Raw genomic sequence first — 17,210 nt, forward strand, 5'->3', positions numbered from 1 at the left:
TAAATAAATAAAATAGGAGGATTAAGTATGTCGCCGCTGTATCAAAAGCAATGGGAAGCTATCCTTAGTATTATAGAAATGGAGACATCAAGTGTAAGCTTTAATACTTGGTTTAAAGAAACTGAGCTCTTATCTATAGAAGATAATACTCTATTCATTAGTGTAAAAAACGAATTTACAAAGGAAATTCTTAATACACGCTATATAGAGCTTATTCGTAATAGTGCTCTCCAAGTTCTTAATAAGGATTACAATATAAAGTTCATGCTTCCAAATGAACAAACTACTACTGAACAAAAAGCTGCAAAAAGAAATGAGCAGCTTCAAGACCCTTTAAATAATCCTAGTAACTTAAACCCTAGATACGTTTTTGATAGTTTCGTAGTAGGTAATAGTAATCGTATGGCTCATGCTGCAGCTTTAGCTGTTTCAGAAGCACCTGCTAGAGCTTATAATCCACTCTTTTTATATGGTGGTGTAGGTCTTGGTAAGACTCACCTTATGCATTCAATTGCTCACTATATTTTGGATCAAAACCCTAGTGCTAAAATTATCTATGCTTCTTCTGAGAAATTTACTAACGAACTTATTAATTCAATTCGTGATGATAAAAACGAAAGTTTTCGTAATAAATACAGAAATATTGATGTGCTTTTAATAGATGATATTCAATTCATCACTGGTAAGGAACGTACTCAAGAAGAGTTCTTCCATACTTTCAATGCACTTTATGAAGCTAATAAGCAAATTATTATTTCTAGTGACCGTCCTCCTAAAGAAATTGAAACTTTAGAAGAGCGTTTACGTTCTAGATTTGAATGGGGCCTTATTGCTGATATTCAAAGTCCTGATTTAGAAACTAGAATCGCCATTTTAAGGAAGAAAGCCGAAATAGAAAGCTTATCTGTACCTGAAGACGTTCTTTTATTCATTGCTAAAACTGTTATATCTAATATTCGTGAGCTTGAAGGTGCTTTAAATCGCATTTTAGCCTTTTCTTCTCTTACTAATAAACCTATTACAGTAGAGCTTGCTAATGAAGCTCTTAAAGATCTTATTTCTAAGGACAGGCCTAAAATTATTACAGCTGAATATATTCAAGAAATAGTAGCAACTTACTTCCACCTCAAACCAGAAGAACTAAAATCTTCTAAGAGAACCCGTAATATTGCTTATCCAAGGCAAATAGCAATGTATCTTTGTCGAAAGCTCACAGATCTCTCATTACCTAAGATTGGTGAAAAATTTGGTGGTCGTGACCATACTACTATTATTCATGGCTTTGAAAAAATCTCTAGGGAAATTCAAACTGATATTGAGCTTACTCAAATGCTTAATGAACTTGAATCTAAAATTACAGCTAAATAAATCTGTGTATATTCATGTGAAATTAACGTGAATGTTTTGTGGATTAATTTTGTGATTTTTTTTTGATGTTAGTATTGTGGATAAGCCTAAAGTAAAACTTTAACTCATCCACATGTGTATAAACATCATTTTTTATAACGATAGTAATGGCTTGAAAGGGTTATCCACAATACCCACACCCCCTACTACTATTATTGCTAAATTAACTTTAATAATTGTATTGGTTTTACACGAAAGGAGATATCCACATGCATATTTATTGCAGACAAGATCTTTTGCTTAATAGCATCAATACTGTGCTTAAAGCATGTTCAACAAAAACTACGATGCCTATTCTAGAATGTATTCTTTTGAAGGCTTCTAATAACAAACTTACTTTAGTAGGTAATAATCTTGAATTAGGAATCGAAAGTACTATTGATGCTGATGTTATCAATGAAGGTTATATTGCTCTAGAGTCTAAGATTTTTTCAGAAATTATAAGAAGAATGCCTGGAGAAGTTGTTGAAATCTCAACAGATGATAATTTTATGACTAGTATTATTAGTGAAAAGTCCAAATTCCAGATTGCTGGTCAATCGGGTAAAGATTTCCCTGCTCTTCCGGACGTAGAAAAAGCAAATATTTGCACTGTTAATCAATTAGCCCTTAAAGAAATGATCCGCCAAACCATTTTCTCAGTAGCACAAGATGAAACGAGGCCTATTCTTACAGGTGAAATGCTACAAATTAAAAATAATAATCTAAATATGGTATCTGTGGATGGTTATCGTATTTCATATAGACAGCTTCAACTCTCAAATGAGAATGGTGAAATTGAAGTTGTCATTCCAGGACGGACATTATCTGAAATTAATAAAATTTTGACTAGTGAAGAAAAAGAAGATGTAACAGTTTATTTTGGCGATAAACATGTACTCTTTGATTTAGGAGATAGTAAAGTTGTTTCTCGTTTACTTGAAGGTGAATTCCTTAAATATGAACAAGTATTTTCGCCTGATTATGAAACAAAAATCTTGGTAGATCGTAAAAACTTCTTAATGAGTATTGAACGCGCAGCTTTAATTTCTAGAGAAGGTAAGAAGAATCCAATTCGCGTAGAAATTAATGGTGAAAAGATGATTATTACTTCTAATGCTGAGCTTGGTACTGCTCGCGAGGAACTTGATGTAATACTTGAAGGTAAGGAAATTACAATTGCATTTAACCCTAAGTACTTAATAGATGCACTTAAAGCAATTGATGATGATAATGTATGTATTCACTTTATCTCATCCCTTACACCTTGTATTATTCAACCTGAAGAAGGGGAACACTATAAATATTTAATTTTACCAATCCGTGTAAATGCATAATTATATGAGATATAATCGCTCTACAATTCGTTTTAGAATCTTAGAGCGATTTATTCATTGGTATTTTGTATACAATATACTTTAAAAGCGAAGGAGAACGAAAATGAAAGAGATTAAGATTGATACTGAGTTTATTAAGTTAGATCAGCTTATGAAATATGCGTCAATGGTACAAACTGGCGGAGAAGCTAAAATGCTTATTGCAGGAGAGTTAGTTTTAGTGAATGGAGAGATTTGTACTCAAAGAGGCAAAAAAATAAGACCTGGTGATGAGGTCTTGTTTGATGGAGAAACCTATAAAGTTAAATAACTAACGAGGGAGAGCTTTATGTATATTAAAGAGTTAGCTTTAACGAATTTCAGAAATTATGAAGAGCTAAACATTTCCCTAGATAAAGGTATTAATATTTTTAAAGGTGATAATGCTCAAGGAAAAACCAATATTCTTGAGTCTATTTACCTTTGTGCAACTGCTAGATCACATAGGACTCATAAAGAGAAAGAAATTATCAGGTGGAATGAAGAAAGTGCACATGTAAAGCTTGCCGTTCAGAAAAATTATGTACAAGATATTATCGATTTTCATTTAACATCTAAGGCAAAGTCGGCTATAATTAATCGCATGCCAATCGGTAGATTAGGTGAACTATTCGGATGTCTTAATATTGTGATGTTTTCTCCTGAAGATTTGCAGCTTATAAAAAATAGTCCTAAAGAACGCAGGCGTTTTATAGATATTGAATTGTGTCAAATTGATAAATTATACTATTACTCTCTTCGTCAATATCATAAGGTTCTTAAACAACGTAACTTAGCTCTAAAGCAATACTTTAGTAATAAAGACGCATCTATGTTAGATGTATGGGATATGCAACTTGAAGAATATGCTTCTGCTGTTATTAAGAAAAGGCATGAATTTATCCAGGAAATTAATGAAATTGCTTCTAAAATTCATGATGATATATCTGGTCATAAAGAAAAGCTTCAAGTTATATATGAGCCTAACGTAGAAGTTAGAGACTTTGGAAAGAAAATCTTAAAGTATAGAGAGAAAGATATTCTTTATCAGACAACTTCTATAGGTCCGCATCGAGATGATTTAACCTTTTTGATTAATGATATGGATGTTAAGACCTATGGCTCTCAAGGACAACAACGCAGCGTAGTTCTTTCTATGAAACTAGCAGAATTAAATATTATGAAAAAATATATAGGGGAAGAGCCTATTCTTTTACTTGATGATGTTCTTTCTGAATTAGATCATAATAGGCAGGGGGACTTATTTAAGTACACACAAAATATTCAAACCTTAATAACTTGCACAGGAATTGAACAAAGTGTATGGAATACACAAAAAATTGGAAAACTATATAATGTAAAGGCAGGAAGTATAGAAAATATCGGCATATAATAATTTGGTATATTTTTTATAATTGTTAGTAAATTTGCCTTTATTAATACTTTGGTATATAATAAATCTTGGATGATTATGAGTAAATATTAAAGGAGTGAGATCTTAGTTATGGCAGCAACGTACGATGAAAATCAAATACAAATATTAGAGGGGCTGCAGGCGGTACGAAAAAGGCCTGGTATGTATATAGGCAGTACCTCTTCCAAAGGTCTTCACCATCTAGTATATGAGATAGTAGACAATGCAGTTGATGAGGCATTAGCTGGATTTTGTAGCTTTATTAAGGTTACGATACATGCAGATAATACAATATCTGTTATCGATAATGGGCGAGGTATTCCTGTAGGAATTCACCCACAAAAAGGCATATCAACAGTAGAAGTCGTATTTACCATTTTACACGCAGGTGGAAAATTTGGTGGTGGAGGTTACAAGGTATCTGGAGGTTTACATGGTGTAGGTGCATCAGTAGTAAATGCACTTTCAGAATGGCTTACAGTAGAAGTGTATACAGATGGAAAAGTACACCAAGAAAAGTTTTCAAGAGGTGATGTAGTACAACCTCTCACTGTTATTGGTGATACTAATAAAGTTGGAACTTATGTACGTTTTAAACCAGATACTGAGATCTTTGAAGAAGTTATTTTTGATTATAAAGTTTTAGAACAACGCTTAAAAGAGACTGCGTTTTTAACTAAAGCTCTTAAGATTCAACTAGTAGACGAGAGAGAAGGACAAGAGCAAAATAAGACCTTCCACTATGAAGGTGGTATTAAGGAGTTTGTACAACATCTTAATAAACATAAAACACCTATCTATGACGAGATCTTTTATTGTGAAGGAGAGAAGGACGGAATAGCAGTAGAAGTAGCTTTCCAACACAATGATAGTTACGTTGAAAACCTTTTTAGTTTTGTTAATAATATAAATACACCAGAAGGTGGAACTCACCTTTCAGGATTTAGAACGGCAATTACAAAAAATCTAAATGATTATGCAAGAAAAATGGGTCTTTTAAAGGACTCAGATAAAAACCTAACAGGAGATGATATCCGTGAGGGTATGACTGCTGTTATCAGTATTAAAATCGGAGATCCTCAATTTGAAGGACAAACTAAAACCAAACTTGGATCTAGTGAAGCAGCTGGAGCAGTTCAATCTGTATTTGGTGACCAATTAACTTATTTCCTTGAACAAAATCCTAATGTAGGAAAAGTAATTGTTCAAAAAGGTGTAATGGCAGCAAGAGCTAGAGATGCAGCACGTAAAGCTAGAGAACTTACACGTAGAAAGAGTGCTTTAGAGGGAAATGCCCTTCCAGGTAAACTTGCAGATTGTTCAGAAAAAGATGCTTCAAAATGTGAAATATATATTGTCGAAGGGGATTCAGCTGGTGGTTCTGCAAAGAGTGCACGTTCTCCTAAAACACAAGCAATCTTACCACTTAGAGGTAAAATTCTTAATGTAGAAAAAGTTAGAATTGATAAGATGCTAGAAAATCAAGAAATCCGTAATATGATTACAGCGTTTGGTGCTGGAATTAGTGATGACTTTGATATTAGTAAATTAAGATATGGAAAAATCATTCTCATGACTGATGCCGACGTAGATGGTGCCCATATTAGGACCCTTCTACTTACATTCTTATACAGATATTATAGAGAACTTATTGAGCAAGACCATGTATACATTGCTCAACCACCACTTTATTTAGTTGAAAAAAATAAGAAAAAGCATTATGCATTTGATGATAAAGAATTAGAAAAGTTACTTGAAGAAGTTGGTAGAACAGGTATTACCCGTATGCAACGATACAAAGGTCTAGGAGAGATGAATGCTGAACAGCTTTGGGAAACAACCATGGATCCTGAATCAAGAGTACTTGTTAAAGTAAATATTGATGATGCAGCAGCAGCAGATGAAATCTTTACTAAGCTTATGGGTGATGATGTTGAACCAAGACGCCAGTTCATTAATGAACATGCTCATAAAGTAACTTATCTAGATATTTAAGGGCAAGGAGAATAATAAATGGATACAAATGATGTAACTTATGACAGAATTATTCATAGAGATATTAACGATGAGATGCAAAACTGTTATATTGATTACGCTATGAGTGTAATCGTATCTCGTGCCCTTCCAGATGTACGAGATGGATTAAAACCAGTTCATCGTCGTATTTTATACTCTATGAGTGAATTAGGGTTAGGTTCAGATAAACAATATAGGAAATCAGCACGTATTGTCGGGGATACCATGGGTAAATATCACCCTCATGGTGATTCTTCAATTTATGGTGCGATGGTACGCATGGCGCAAGAATTCTCTACGAGATATCCTCTTGTAGATGGACAAGGTAACTTTGGTTCTATTGATGGCGATAGTCCGGCTGCTATGCGTTATACTGAAGCACGTATGAGTAAAATGACAGCTCTCATGCTAGCTGATATTGATAAAGATACGGTTGAATTTAGACCAAACTTTGATGAATCATCTAAGGAACCCTGTGTTTTACCATCAAGATTTCCAAACCTATTGGTTAATGGTTCATCAGGTATTGCTGTAGGTATGGCAACTAATATTCCACCTCATAACTTGACTGAGGTTGTAAACGGTGTTATTAGAATGATCGATAACTATATGGGAGAAAATGAAGAGCACGAAGTTCGTGAAACAGAGATAGAAGAACTTATGGCTATCATTGAAGGCCCAGACTTCCCTACAGGTGCTACTATATATGGACGATATGGAATTGACCAAGCTTATAGGACCGGTAGAGGTAAAGTAAAAGTTAAAGCTAAAGCTGAAATTGAAGCAATGCAAGGTGGAAAGAATCGCATTGTTGTTACAGAGATTCCTTACATGGTTAATAAGTCATCACTTATTGAAAAGATGGCAGACTTAGTTAAAGAAAGAAAAATAGATGGTATTACAGATATTCGTGATGAATCAGATAGAAATGGTATTTCTATGGTGATTGAGCTTAGAAGAGATGTAAATCCAACAGTTATCTTAAATCAGCTTTATAAATATACCCAATTACAAGATACTTTTAGTATCAATATGCTTGCTTTAGTAGATGATAAACCTAAAGTTCTTAACTTAAAGCAAATTCTTGAAGAGTATTTAAAACATCAAAAAGAAGTTGTAACAAGAAGAACGCAGTTTGAATTAAATAAAGCTGAGGCTAGAGCACACATATTAGAAGGACTTCGTAAAGCTTTAGATAATATTGATTTAGTAGTTTCTCTTATTCGTGAATCAGCAAATGTTCAAGAAGCTAAAGATAAGTTAATGGAAGCTATTGAGCTTACTGAAATTCAAGCTCAGGCAATTGTTGAGATGAGACTTCGTGCTTTAACAGGTCTTGAAAGAGAAAAGATTGATCAAGAGTATGCAGAACTCCTTGAAAAAATTGAATACTTAAAATCAATTTTAGCTAGTGAGTATAAATTATTAAGTGTTATTAAAGATGAAATTACAGAAGTAAAACAAAAATATGGTGATGGGCGTAGAACTGATATTACGATTGATGAAGATGAATATGATATTGAAGATCTTATTGATGAAGAGAATATCGTTGTAACAATCACTCAATTAGGTTATATCAAACGTATTCCATTAGATACCTATAAAAATCAAAATAGAGGCGGTAAAGGAATCATTGGTGTTAATACAATTGAAGATGACTTTATCAAACAACTTTTCGTAACCACTAACTTTAATTATATTATGTTCTTCACTAATAAGGGGAAGGCATATCGTATAAAAGGTTATAGAATTCCTGAAGCAGGAAGAACTGCTAGAGGAACAGCTATTGTTAACTTATTAGAGTTAGATAAAGATGAAAAAATTACTGCAGTATTTCCAATTAAAGAATTTGAAGATAATACATTCTTAACAATGGTTACTAAAAAAGGACAAATTAAGAAAACACCTCTAAAGGATTTTAGGAACATTAGGAAAGGTGGGCTTATTGCACTTTCTCTTAACGAAGAAGATGAGCTAGTTGATGTACATCAAACTACATCAAAAGATGCTATTTTAGTAGCCACTAGAAATGGTCAAGGGATTATGTTCGATGCAACAGATGTAAGACCAATGGGTAGAACAGCAAGAGGTGTACGTGCTATTAATCTAGGTGAAACTGATGAGGTGATAGGAGCAACTGTACCAAAAGAAGGTGAACAGATTCTTACAACTACAGAAAAAGGGTTAGGCAAGAGAACACAAATAGAAGCTTTCAGGGCTCAAAAACGTGGTGGTAAGGGATTAAGAATTAATAAAATTACTGAAAAAACAGGTTGTATTATTGGTGTTGCTTCAGTAAGTGAAGAAGATGAGTTACTACTTATTACTTCTCAGGGTATTATTATTCGTATTAAAGTTGCACAAATTTCTTCTATAGGTCGAAATGCTCAAGGTGTTAAATTAATAAATGTTGCTGATGATGTACAGGTTGTATGTATGGAAAAAGTAAATGAAGAATTCATTGATGATAATGTTGAGGAAGCTTCTATAACAGAAGTATCCGATGAAGACATTGTTGATGAACAAGAATAAGTAGAGAAATAAATGAAGAAGGTAATCTTATTTATTCTTTGCACAGTAGTAATAATAACAAGTGTAGGTGGGGCATATATCTATTATGTTAAACATAGTGGTGGTGCGCTGCCTACTTTTATAAATAAACCTACATCAAGTAAAAAGTATATCATCAAAAAAGCAGGGAATATCGTAGCAGAGGCTGATACTGAAGAGGAAGCTGTGTCAAAAGCAGAAAAGATTAAAAGGAGTATAGCGATTAATACATTGAATAATGAATGGGTTTATAGTAGTTTTAAACCTTTTCTTATTATTACAGATACAGCAGTGCATGACTTTGATAACTTCAAAGAAGCAGTTAATTATGCTAAAGATAATAATCATGAGAAAATCTATTTTAATAGTGACTCAAACCTTGTTTGGAAAAATCAAAATAAGGAAATAGAGATAGAGCCCCTTAATGTTCCTTTGATTAGGCAATATCCAGAATTACCCAGGGGCTGTGAAGTAACTTCACTTGCAATGCTACTTCAATATATGAATATAGATATTGATAAAATGACATTGGCTAAAAACATAAAAAAAGACGATACTACTTATTATAAGGATAATAAGGGAAGAATCTATTATGGTAATCCATATGATGGATTTGTGGGAGACATGTACAATATCAAAAATAATGGATATGGTGTGTATCATGGACCAATAACTGAGTTAGCTAAAGAATATGTTGGAGATAGTGCAATCGATTTAACAGGAGTAGAATTTAGTGACATTACTTATTTTTTAAAACAGGGATATCCTATATGGGTGATTACTAATGCAACATATAAACCTCTAAATGATACATATTTTGAAATCTGGCATACTCCATCTGGAATTGTAAAAACGACTAATAAATTACATGCTGTTATAATAACTGGTATTGATAAAGAGAATGTATATATTAATGATCCTTTTTCGACTTATCCTAATAAAGCCGTAAATAAAAATGATTTTAAATTAGCGTGGGAACAAATGGGACATCAAGCAATTACAATTATAAAATAGAAATAGGGAGAAATAATAAGAAAAATTCTTATTTTATTTAAAAATATTTACTTTATACTAAATATTAATTGTAAACTACTGTATAAGATGATATCATAATACATAAGATGTTATTATTTATCATTCCAACAAATACTTTACTCATTTAAATTGGAATAAGAATATAAGCTAGTAAAAAGTATTCTTTTCCTATGAAATAAGAAACTGTGCAAATAACAAATTAATAAATGAGTTAAGATATTTTTATACGTGAAAGGTAAAGCATCAAAGATATTCCAACAAATTTTACCCTTACGTTTTAATACGGAAGGGTCTTTTTATATTAAAAAAATGATATTAAAAAAGGCTTGACATAAAGAATAACATTTGATAATATATATCTTGTCCTGAGAAAACAGGGAATAATAAATATTGATAATTCGGAGAAGTACTCAAGTTGGCCGAAGAGGTGCCCCTGCTAAGGGTATAGGTCGGGTTAACCGGCGCGAGGGTTCGAATCCCTCCTTCTCCGCTTTGTTTTTTGAAGAAAAAACAAAAAAGCTTGACATAAGTTAAGGAATAATTTATACTTATGAAAGTGCTTAAAAATGAACTTTGAAAACAAAATAGTAACTATAAACCAGTCGATTCATTACGTCTCTAATAAGAGATGAGAATCAGTACAACTTGTACTAAGTAAAATGGTCAGTAGTAGAGATACTACATGGACAAACTTTTTTATGAGAGTTTGATCCTGGCTCAGGATGAACGCTGGCGGCGTGCTTAACACATGCAAGTCGAACGAACTGCGAGGAGCTTGCTCCTCAAGGTTAGTGGCGGACGGGTGAGTAACGCGTGGGTAACCTGCCCTATGCAGGGGGATAACGTTTGGAAACGAACGCTAATACCGCATAAACTATCGGTAATCGCATGATTATTATAGTAAAGATTTATCGGCATAGGATGGACCCGCGTTGGATTAGCTAGTTGGTGAGATAACAGCCCACCAAGGCGACGATCCATAGCCGGCCTGAGAGGGTGAACGGCCACATTGGGACTGAGACACGGCCCAAACTCCTACGGGAGGCAGCAGTGGGGAATATTGCACAATGGGCGCAAGCCTGATGCAGCGACGCCGCGTGAAGGAAGAAGGTCTTCGGATTGTAAACTTCTATCAGCAGGGAAGAAAAAATGACGGTACCTGACTAAGAAGCTCCGGCTAACTACGTGCCAGCAGCCGCGGTAATACGTAGGGAGCGAGCGTTATCCGGATTTACTGGGTGTAAAGGGTGCGTAGGCGGTTTGTTAAGTCAGAAGTGAAATTTAGGGGCTCAACCTCTAAGCTGCTTCTGAAACTGATGAACTAGAGTGTGGGAGAGGAAAGTGGAATTCCGAGTGTAGCGGTGAAATGCGTAGAGATTCGGAGGAACACCAGTAGCGAAGGCGGCTTTCTGGACCATAACTGACGCTGAGGCACGAAAGCGTGGGGAGCAAACAGGATTAGATACCCTGGTAGTCCACGCTGTAAACGATGAATGCTAGGTGTCGGGGCTTACGGGTCTCGGTGCCGAAGTTAACACATTAAGCATTCCACCTGGGAAGTACGATCGCAAGATTGAAACTCAAAGGAATTGACGGGGACCCGCACAAGCGGTGGAGCATGTGGTTTAATTCGAAGCAACGCGAAGAACCTTACCTAAACTTGACATCCCGATGACCGGTCTTTAATCGGACCTTTCCTAGCTTGCTAGGACATTGGTGACAGGTGGTGCATGGTTGTCGTCAGCTCGTGTCGTGAGATGTTGGGTTAAGTCCCGCAACGAGCGCAACCCCTATCTTTAGTAGCCAGCATTAAGTTGGGCACTCTAGAGAGACTGCCAGGGATAACTTGGAGGAAGGTGGGGATGACGTCAAATCATCATGCCCCTTATGTTTAGGGCTACACACGTGCTACAATGGCTGCTACAAAGGGAAGCGATCTCGCGAGAGTCAGCAAACCTCAAAAAAGCAGTCCCAGTTCGGATTGTAGTCTGCAACTCGACTACATGAAGTTGGAATCGCTAGTAATCGCGAATCAGAATGTCGCGGTGAATACGTTCCCGGGTCTTGTACACACCGCCCGTCACACCATGGGAGTTGGGGGGCCCAACGCCGGTGACCCAACCCTTCGGGGAGGGAGCCGTCTAAGGCAAAACCAATAACTGGGGTGAAGTCGTAACAAGGTAGCCGTATCGGAAGGTGCGGCTGGATCACCTCCTTTCTAAGGATAGAAATCGATGGTTTGTTAGTTACTATTTTATTTTGAAAGTTCATTGAACTAAATGAATATTTCACTCATTTGTGGTGATGATGCGCTTAGGGGAAACACCCGTTTCCATTCCGAACACGTAGGTTAAGACCTAAGCGGCTGATGGTACTTGTCGGGAGACTGACTGGGAGAGTAAGTGGTTGCCACATTTATGGGGGTTTAGCTCAGTTGGGAGAGCACCTGCCTTGCACGCAGGGGGTCAAGGGTTCGAATCCCTTAATCTCCACTGTCCTTATAATAGGACAATTTGTACTTTGAAAACTAAACACAATTTAAAATAGATTTGTAAGTTATAGCAATATAACTTGCGCCTAACGATAAATGTACACGCATTGTATAATGCAAAAATGTTTGTCAGGGTGTAAAATCTACAATTTAACCGATATAGTCAGAAATGACTTAAAACATTCTTTGTTTTTATCAGAAATGATAATTAACAAGGCACCAATCATGTGAAAACATGATTAGACCGCTCAATAATGAGCAATAGGTCAAGCTACTAAGAGCGTAGAGTGGATGCCTTGGCACCGAGAGCCGATGAAGGACGTGATAAGCTGCGAAAAGCTACGGGGAGTTGCAAATAAACTTTGATCCGTAGATATCCGAATGGGGAAACCTGGCAGAGCAAACCTCTGTCATCCTATAGCCAATACATAACTATAGGAAGGGAACGAAGGGAACTGAAACATCTAAGTACCTTCAGGAGGAGAAAGAAACATCGATTTCCTAAGTAGCGGCGAGCGAAAGGGAAACAGGCCAAACCAGATTACTTGTAATCTGGGGTTGAGGACTGCGACATGGCAAGAATGCGGATAGCTGAAGAGTCTGGAAAGTCTCATCAAAGAGGGTGATAATCCCGTAAGCGAAATCCAAGTGAAGCCTAGCAGTATCCAGAGTACCACGAGACACGAGAAACCTTGTGGGAAGCCGGGGGACCACCCCCCAAGCCTAAATACTCCTCGGTGACCGATAGCGCATAGTACTGTGAAGGAAAGGTGAAAAGAACCCCGGGAGGGGAGTGAAAGAGAACCTGAAACTCTATGTTTACAAGCAGTGGAAGCACCATATGATGTGCAACCGCGTACTTTTTGTAGAACGGTCCGGCGAGTTACTAGCTGTGGCAAGGTTAAGTACCAGGAGGTACGAAGCCGAAGGGAAACCAAGTCTGAATAGGGCGCCAAAATAGTCATTGTTAGTAGACCCGAAACCGGGTGACCTACCCATGTGCAGGATGAAGTTACCGTAAAAGGTAATGGAGGTCCGAACTCACATCTGTTGAAAAAGGTGGAGATGACGTGTGGGTAGCGGAGAAATTCCAATCGAACCCGGAGATAGCTGGTTCTCCTCGAAATAGCTTTAGGGCTAGCGTTGATAGGAGTCTAATGGAGGTAAAGCACTGAATTGCCTAGGGGGCCCACAAGCTTACCGAAGCATATCAAACTAAGAATGCCATCAAGATACCGTCAGCAGTCAGACTACGAGTGATAAGACACGTGGTCAAAAGGAAAACAGTCCAGACCATCAGCTAAGGTCCCCAAGTGTGTGTTAAGTGGAAAAGGATGTGAGATTTCGAAGACAACTAGGATGTTGGCTTAGAAGCAGCCACTCATTCAAAGAGTGCGTAATAGCTCACTAGTCGAGAGATCTTGCGCCGAAAATGTCCGGGGCTAAAACACACCACCGAAGCTATGGAATTCAACTTAGTTGGATTGGTAGAGGAGCGTTGTAACGACGCAGAAGCAGTACCGTAAGGAGCTGTGGAGTAATTACAAGTGAGAATGCCGGAATGAGTAGCGAGATACAAGTGAGAATCTTGTAGGCCGAATATCCAAGGTTTCCAGAGTAAAGCTGATCTGCTCTGGGTAAGTCGGGACCTAAGGCGAGGACGAAAGTCGTAGTCGATGGACAACTGGTTCATATTCCAGTACTACCTATTATCAGAACTGCAGGGACGCAGGAGGGTAGGCAATCCCAGGAATGGTATCCTGGGCCAAGCACAAAGTCGCATTCCCAAGGAAAAACCGGGGAACGAGGATGAAGTGTGATGGGGATCGAAATTAAAGTAGAGAAGTTGCTGAACCCACACTGCCGAGAAAAGCTGCTATTGCGTGATAGGTACCCGTACCGTAAACCGACACAGGTGGATGAGGAGAGAATCCTAAGGCCGACGGGAGAAGCGTTGTTAAGGAACTCGGCAAAATGACCCCGTAACTTAGGGAGAAGGGGTGCCTACTTAGGTAGGCCGCAGAGAATAGGCCCAAGCAACTGTTTAACAAAAACACAGGTCTTTGCTAAACCGAAGGTGATGTATAAGGGCTGACGCCTGCCCGGTGCTGGAAGGTTAAGGGGAGAGGTTAGTCGCAAGACGAAGCTTTGAACTTAAGCCCCAGTAAACGGCGGCCGTAACTATAACGGTCCTAAGGTAGCGAAATTCCTTGTCAGGTAAGTTCTGACCCGCACGAAAGGCGTAATGATTTGGGCACTGTCTCGACAGCGCACCCGGTGAAATTGTAGTACCAGTGAAGATGCTGGTTACCCGCGACAGGACGGAAAGACCCCGTGGAGCTTTACTGTAGCTTGATACTGAGGTTGGGTATTACATGTACAGGATAGGAGGGAGACTGAGAAATCTGGACGCCAGTCTAGGTGGAGTCGCCGGTGGGATACCTCTCTTGTAATACTTAACTTCTAACCATGGCCCGTTAGCCGGGTCTGGGACAATGTCAGGTGGACAGTTTGACTGGGGCGGTCGCCTCCTAAAGAGTAACGGAGGCGCTCAAAGGTAACCTCAGAATGGTCGGAAACCATTCGAAGAGTGCAAAGGCATAAGGTTGCTTGACTGCGACACCGACGGGTGGAGCAGGTACGAAAGTAGGACTTAGTGATCCGGTGGTATGAAAGTGGGATTGCCATCGCTCAACGGATAAAAGCTACCCCGGGGATAACAGGCTTATCTCCCCCAAGAGTTCACATCGACGGGGAGGTTTGGCACCTCGATGTCGGCTCATCGCATCCTGGAGCTGAAGCAGGTTCCAAGGGTTGGGCTGTTCGCCCATTAAAGCGGTACGCGAGCTGGGTTCAGAACGTCGTGAGACAGTTCGGTCCCTATCCGTCGTGGGCGCAGGAAATTTGAGTGGAGCTGTCCTTAGTACGAGAGGACCGGGATGGACGGACCACTGGTGCATCTGTTGTCTTACCAAAGGCATAGCAGAGTAGCCAAGTCTGGATCTGATAAACGCTGAAGGCATCTAAGCGTGAAGCAGACCACAAGATAAGATTTCCCATCCGAAAGGAGTAAGACCCCTTAGAGACTATGAGGTAGATAGGTTGGAGCTGTAAGTGTAGTAATACATTGAGGTGACCAATACTAACGGTTCGAGGGTTTGACCTAGATAATAAAGGTTGAATAAAAAATTGTGTTTAGTTTTGGAAGTATAAACTTCTAATGGCCCAGTGGTACAGTTGGTTAGCACGCCGCCCTGTCACGGCGGAGGTCGAGGGTTCGAGTCCCTTCTGGGTCGTTTTAATACTTAATGTATTAAATATATTAGAAATAAGTAATAATTATTACTTATTAGATATGGTCGCTTAGCTCAGCTGGGAGAGCACCTGCCTTACAAGCAGGGGGTCATAGGTTCGAGCCCTATAGCGACCATTTACATGCCGACGTGGCTCAATTGGCAGAGCAGCTGACTTGTAATCAGCAGGTTATCGGTTCGAGTCCGATCGTCGGCTTGATACGGGACTAATATGGTCTTTGTATTAATATGGAGGGATTCCCGAGTGGCCAAAGGGGGCAGACTGTAAATCTGTTGCGATAGCTTCGAAGGTTCGAATCCTTCTCCCTCCATATACCTTATAACGCGGGATGGAGCAGCTAGGTAGCTCGTCGGGCTCATAACCCGAAGGTCATAGGTTCAAATCCTGTTCCCGCTACCACATGCCCAGATAGCTCAGTCGGTAGAGCAGAGGACTGAAAATCCTCGTGTCGCTGGTTCGATTCCGGCTCTGGGCACCATGTGGGTCACTAGCTCAGTCGGTAGAGCACTTGACTTTTAATCAAGTTGTCCCGGGTTCGATTCCCGGGTGGCTCATACATCAAAGGTCTTACAGTTAACAGATTGTTAGTTGTAAGACCTTTTTAGTATTTAAGTAAAAAAAGTATTTTTCTATAATTTTTTATAATATATAAGAGTAAAAAGGGACAGGAATAATATGAACAATTATCTTACACAACAAGACATTGATAATATGAAAAAAGAGATAGAATATAGAAAAGTAGTGGTAAGAAAACAAAGGAATGAAGAAGTTAAAGAAGCCAGAGCACATGGGGATTTGAGTGAGAATTATGAATACAAGGCCGCTAAACGTGAAAGAGGCAGGAATGAGGGGCGTATAAAATATTTAGAGAGAATGATAAAAACAGCAACTATCATTACTGATAATACAGAAGCAGGAGAAGTTGGACTAGGAAAGTTAGTAGATGTTTATTTTATAGAAGATGATATGAATATAGAGTATGAAATAGTTACTACTATGGAAACCGATGCTATAAATAATAAAATAAGTATTGAATCGCCTTTAGGAAAGATGATTTATAAAAAGAGAGTAGGCGATATAGTAAATATAGACTCTCCAGATGGAGAATATAGTGTACGTATACAATCGATAAGGAAAAGTTAGATATAACATACTTAGTAGATAAATCTATTTATGGAGAATAAACAGCGACAAGCTAGAATATAATTTATAAATAGATTATGGGGGATGTTATATGAATCAGATGGAGTTTAAAATACTTAAACGTGCGCAAGAGAATGCAAAAGAAATTGATAAACTAAAAACATTTTTAGCTAATCAAGGGGTTAATTTAACCCAAGTGAAGAAAAATCCTGAGAGATATCAAGAAATTATTAGGAGATATAGCAAAGATTGTGTTAATGTAGGTTTATTTGAAGAGAGTAGGGAACGATTGGAAATAGAATTTAGTAGATTATGTGAATATCATAGAAAGAATGAGTCTATGTTAGTAGACCAATTTTATAATGTAGCTAAAGAGATTATACTCTCGACGCCAGAAGGAGATAAGAATAAATAATGGACCAAGTTAGTTTAGCTTGGTCCATTATTTATTCTTATTTTACTAATTACTTTAACTTTTAAGTCGTTTGTATTTGAAGCTATAGTA

At 37.8% G+C, this 17,210-nt stretch carries 9 protein-coding genes, 9 tRNA genes and 3 rRNA genes; all 21 read left to right on the forward strand.

Annotated features, from left to right (window positions below; translation table 11 throughout):
• Nucleotides 1-27 precede the first annotated feature (27 nt).
• Entirely contained in the window at nucleotides 28-1,368 is a 1,341-nt protein-coding gene (gene dnaA / locus CLOLE_RS00005) for a chromosomal replication initiator protein DnaA (protein ID WP_013655064.1), read from the forward strand.
• Nucleotides 1,369-1,616: 248 nt separating this feature from the next.
• Nucleotides 1,617-2,723: a DNA polymerase III subunit beta gene (gene dnaN / locus CLOLE_RS00010; protein WP_013655065.1), complete on the forward strand. Its 1,107-nt coding sequence runs from the start codon at nucleotides 1,617-1,619 to the stop codon at nucleotides 2,721-2,723.
• A 103-nt stretch (nucleotides 2,724-2,826) separates the two neighbouring features.
• Nucleotides 2,827-3,033, forward strand: a complete 207-nt coding sequence (locus CLOLE_RS00015) for an RNA-binding S4 domain-containing protein (protein ID WP_013655066.1) — start codon at nucleotides 2,827-2,829, stop codon at nucleotides 3,031-3,033.
• Nucleotides 3,034-3,051: 18 nt separating this feature from the next.
• A complete protein-coding gene (recF, locus tag CLOLE_RS00020) occupies nucleotides 3,052-4,134 on the forward strand; it encodes a DNA replication/repair protein RecF (protein WP_013655067.1) in 1,083 nt (360 codons plus the stop codon).
• Between the two features lie 111 nt (nucleotides 4,135-4,245).
• Nucleotides 4,246-6,150: a DNA topoisomerase (ATP-hydrolyzing) subunit B gene (gene gyrB, locus CLOLE_RS00025; protein ID WP_013655068.1), complete on the forward strand. Its 1,905-nt coding sequence runs from the start codon at nucleotides 4,246-4,248 to the stop codon at nucleotides 6,148-6,150.
• A gap of 18 nt (nucleotides 6,151-6,168) precedes the next feature.
• Complete coding sequence (gyrA, locus tag CLOLE_RS00030; RefSeq protein WP_013655069.1) at nucleotides 6,169-8,703, forward strand: DNA gyrase subunit A; 2,535 nt, start codon at nucleotides 6,169-6,171, stop codon at nucleotides 8,701-8,703.
• A gap of 12 nt (nucleotides 8,704-8,715) precedes the next feature.
• Nucleotides 8,716-9,735: a C39 family peptidase gene (locus tag CLOLE_RS21435; protein ID WP_013655070.1), complete on the forward strand. Its 1,020-nt coding sequence runs from the start codon at nucleotides 8,716-8,718 to the stop codon at nucleotides 9,733-9,735.
• A 421-nt stretch (nucleotides 9,736-10,156) separates the two neighbouring features.
• A tRNA-Ser gene (locus tag CLOLE_RS00040) sits at nucleotides 10,157-10,246 on the forward strand.
• A gap of 204 nt (nucleotides 10,247-10,450) precedes the next feature.
• Nucleotides 10,451-11,974 (forward strand): 16S ribosomal RNA (locus CLOLE_RS00045).
• Between the two features lie 79 nt (nucleotides 11,975-12,053).
• Nucleotides 12,054-12,171 (forward strand): 5S ribosomal RNA (rrf, locus tag CLOLE_RS00050).
• A gap of 4 nt (nucleotides 12,172-12,175) precedes the next feature.
• Nucleotides 12,176-12,248: transfer RNA gene (locus CLOLE_RS00055), tRNA-Ala, on the forward strand.
• A 263-nt stretch (nucleotides 12,249-12,511) separates the two neighbouring features.
• Nucleotides 12,512-15,413 (forward strand): 23S ribosomal RNA (locus tag CLOLE_RS00060).
• The 16S, 23S and 5S rRNA genes sit together here with 9 tRNA genes alongside, the layout of an rRNA operon.
• A 56-nt stretch (nucleotides 15,414-15,469) precedes the next feature.
• Nucleotides 15,470-15,543, forward strand: a tRNA-Asp gene (locus CLOLE_RS00065).
• A 61-nt stretch (nucleotides 15,544-15,604) separates the two neighbouring features.
• Nucleotides 15,605-15,677 (forward strand) — tRNA-Val (locus tag CLOLE_RS00070).
• A gap of 7 nt (nucleotides 15,678-15,684) precedes the next feature.
• Nucleotides 15,685-15,757: transfer RNA gene (locus CLOLE_RS00075), tRNA-Thr, on the forward strand.
• 34 nt (nucleotides 15,758-15,791) lie between these two features.
• Nucleotides 15,792-15,872, forward strand: a tRNA-Tyr gene (locus CLOLE_RS00080).
• A gap of 12 nt (nucleotides 15,873-15,884) precedes the next feature.
• Nucleotides 15,885-15,961, forward strand: a tRNA-Met gene (locus CLOLE_RS00085).
• Nucleotides 15,962-15,964: 3 nt separating this feature from the next.
• Nucleotides 15,965-16,040, forward strand: a tRNA-Phe gene (locus CLOLE_RS00090).
• A 3-nt stretch (nucleotides 16,041-16,043) separates the two neighbouring features.
• A tRNA-Lys gene (locus CLOLE_RS00095) sits at nucleotides 16,044-16,116 on the forward strand.
• Nucleotides 16,117-16,237: 121 nt separating this feature from the next.
• Nucleotides 16,238-16,705, forward strand: coding sequence for a transcription elongation factor GreA (greA, locus tag CLOLE_RS00100; protein WP_013655071.1), 468 nt, complete (start codon nucleotides 16,238-16,240; stop codon nucleotides 16,703-16,705).
• A gap of 91 nt (nucleotides 16,706-16,796) precedes the next feature.
• Nucleotides 16,797-17,120 (forward strand): hypothetical protein, encoded by a 324-nt coding sequence (locus CLOLE_RS00105; RefSeq protein WP_013655072.1) that lies wholly within the window; start codon nucleotides 16,797-16,799, stop codon nucleotides 17,118-17,120.
• The last annotated feature ends 90 nt before the right edge of the window (nucleotides 17,121-17,210 follow it).

Origin of the sequence: Cellulosilyticum lentocellum DSM 5427, from assembly GCF_000178835.2 — a bacterium.
Lineage (GTDB): Bacteria > Bacillota > Clostridia > Lachnospirales > Cellulosilyticaceae > Cellulosilyticum > Cellulosilyticum lentocellum.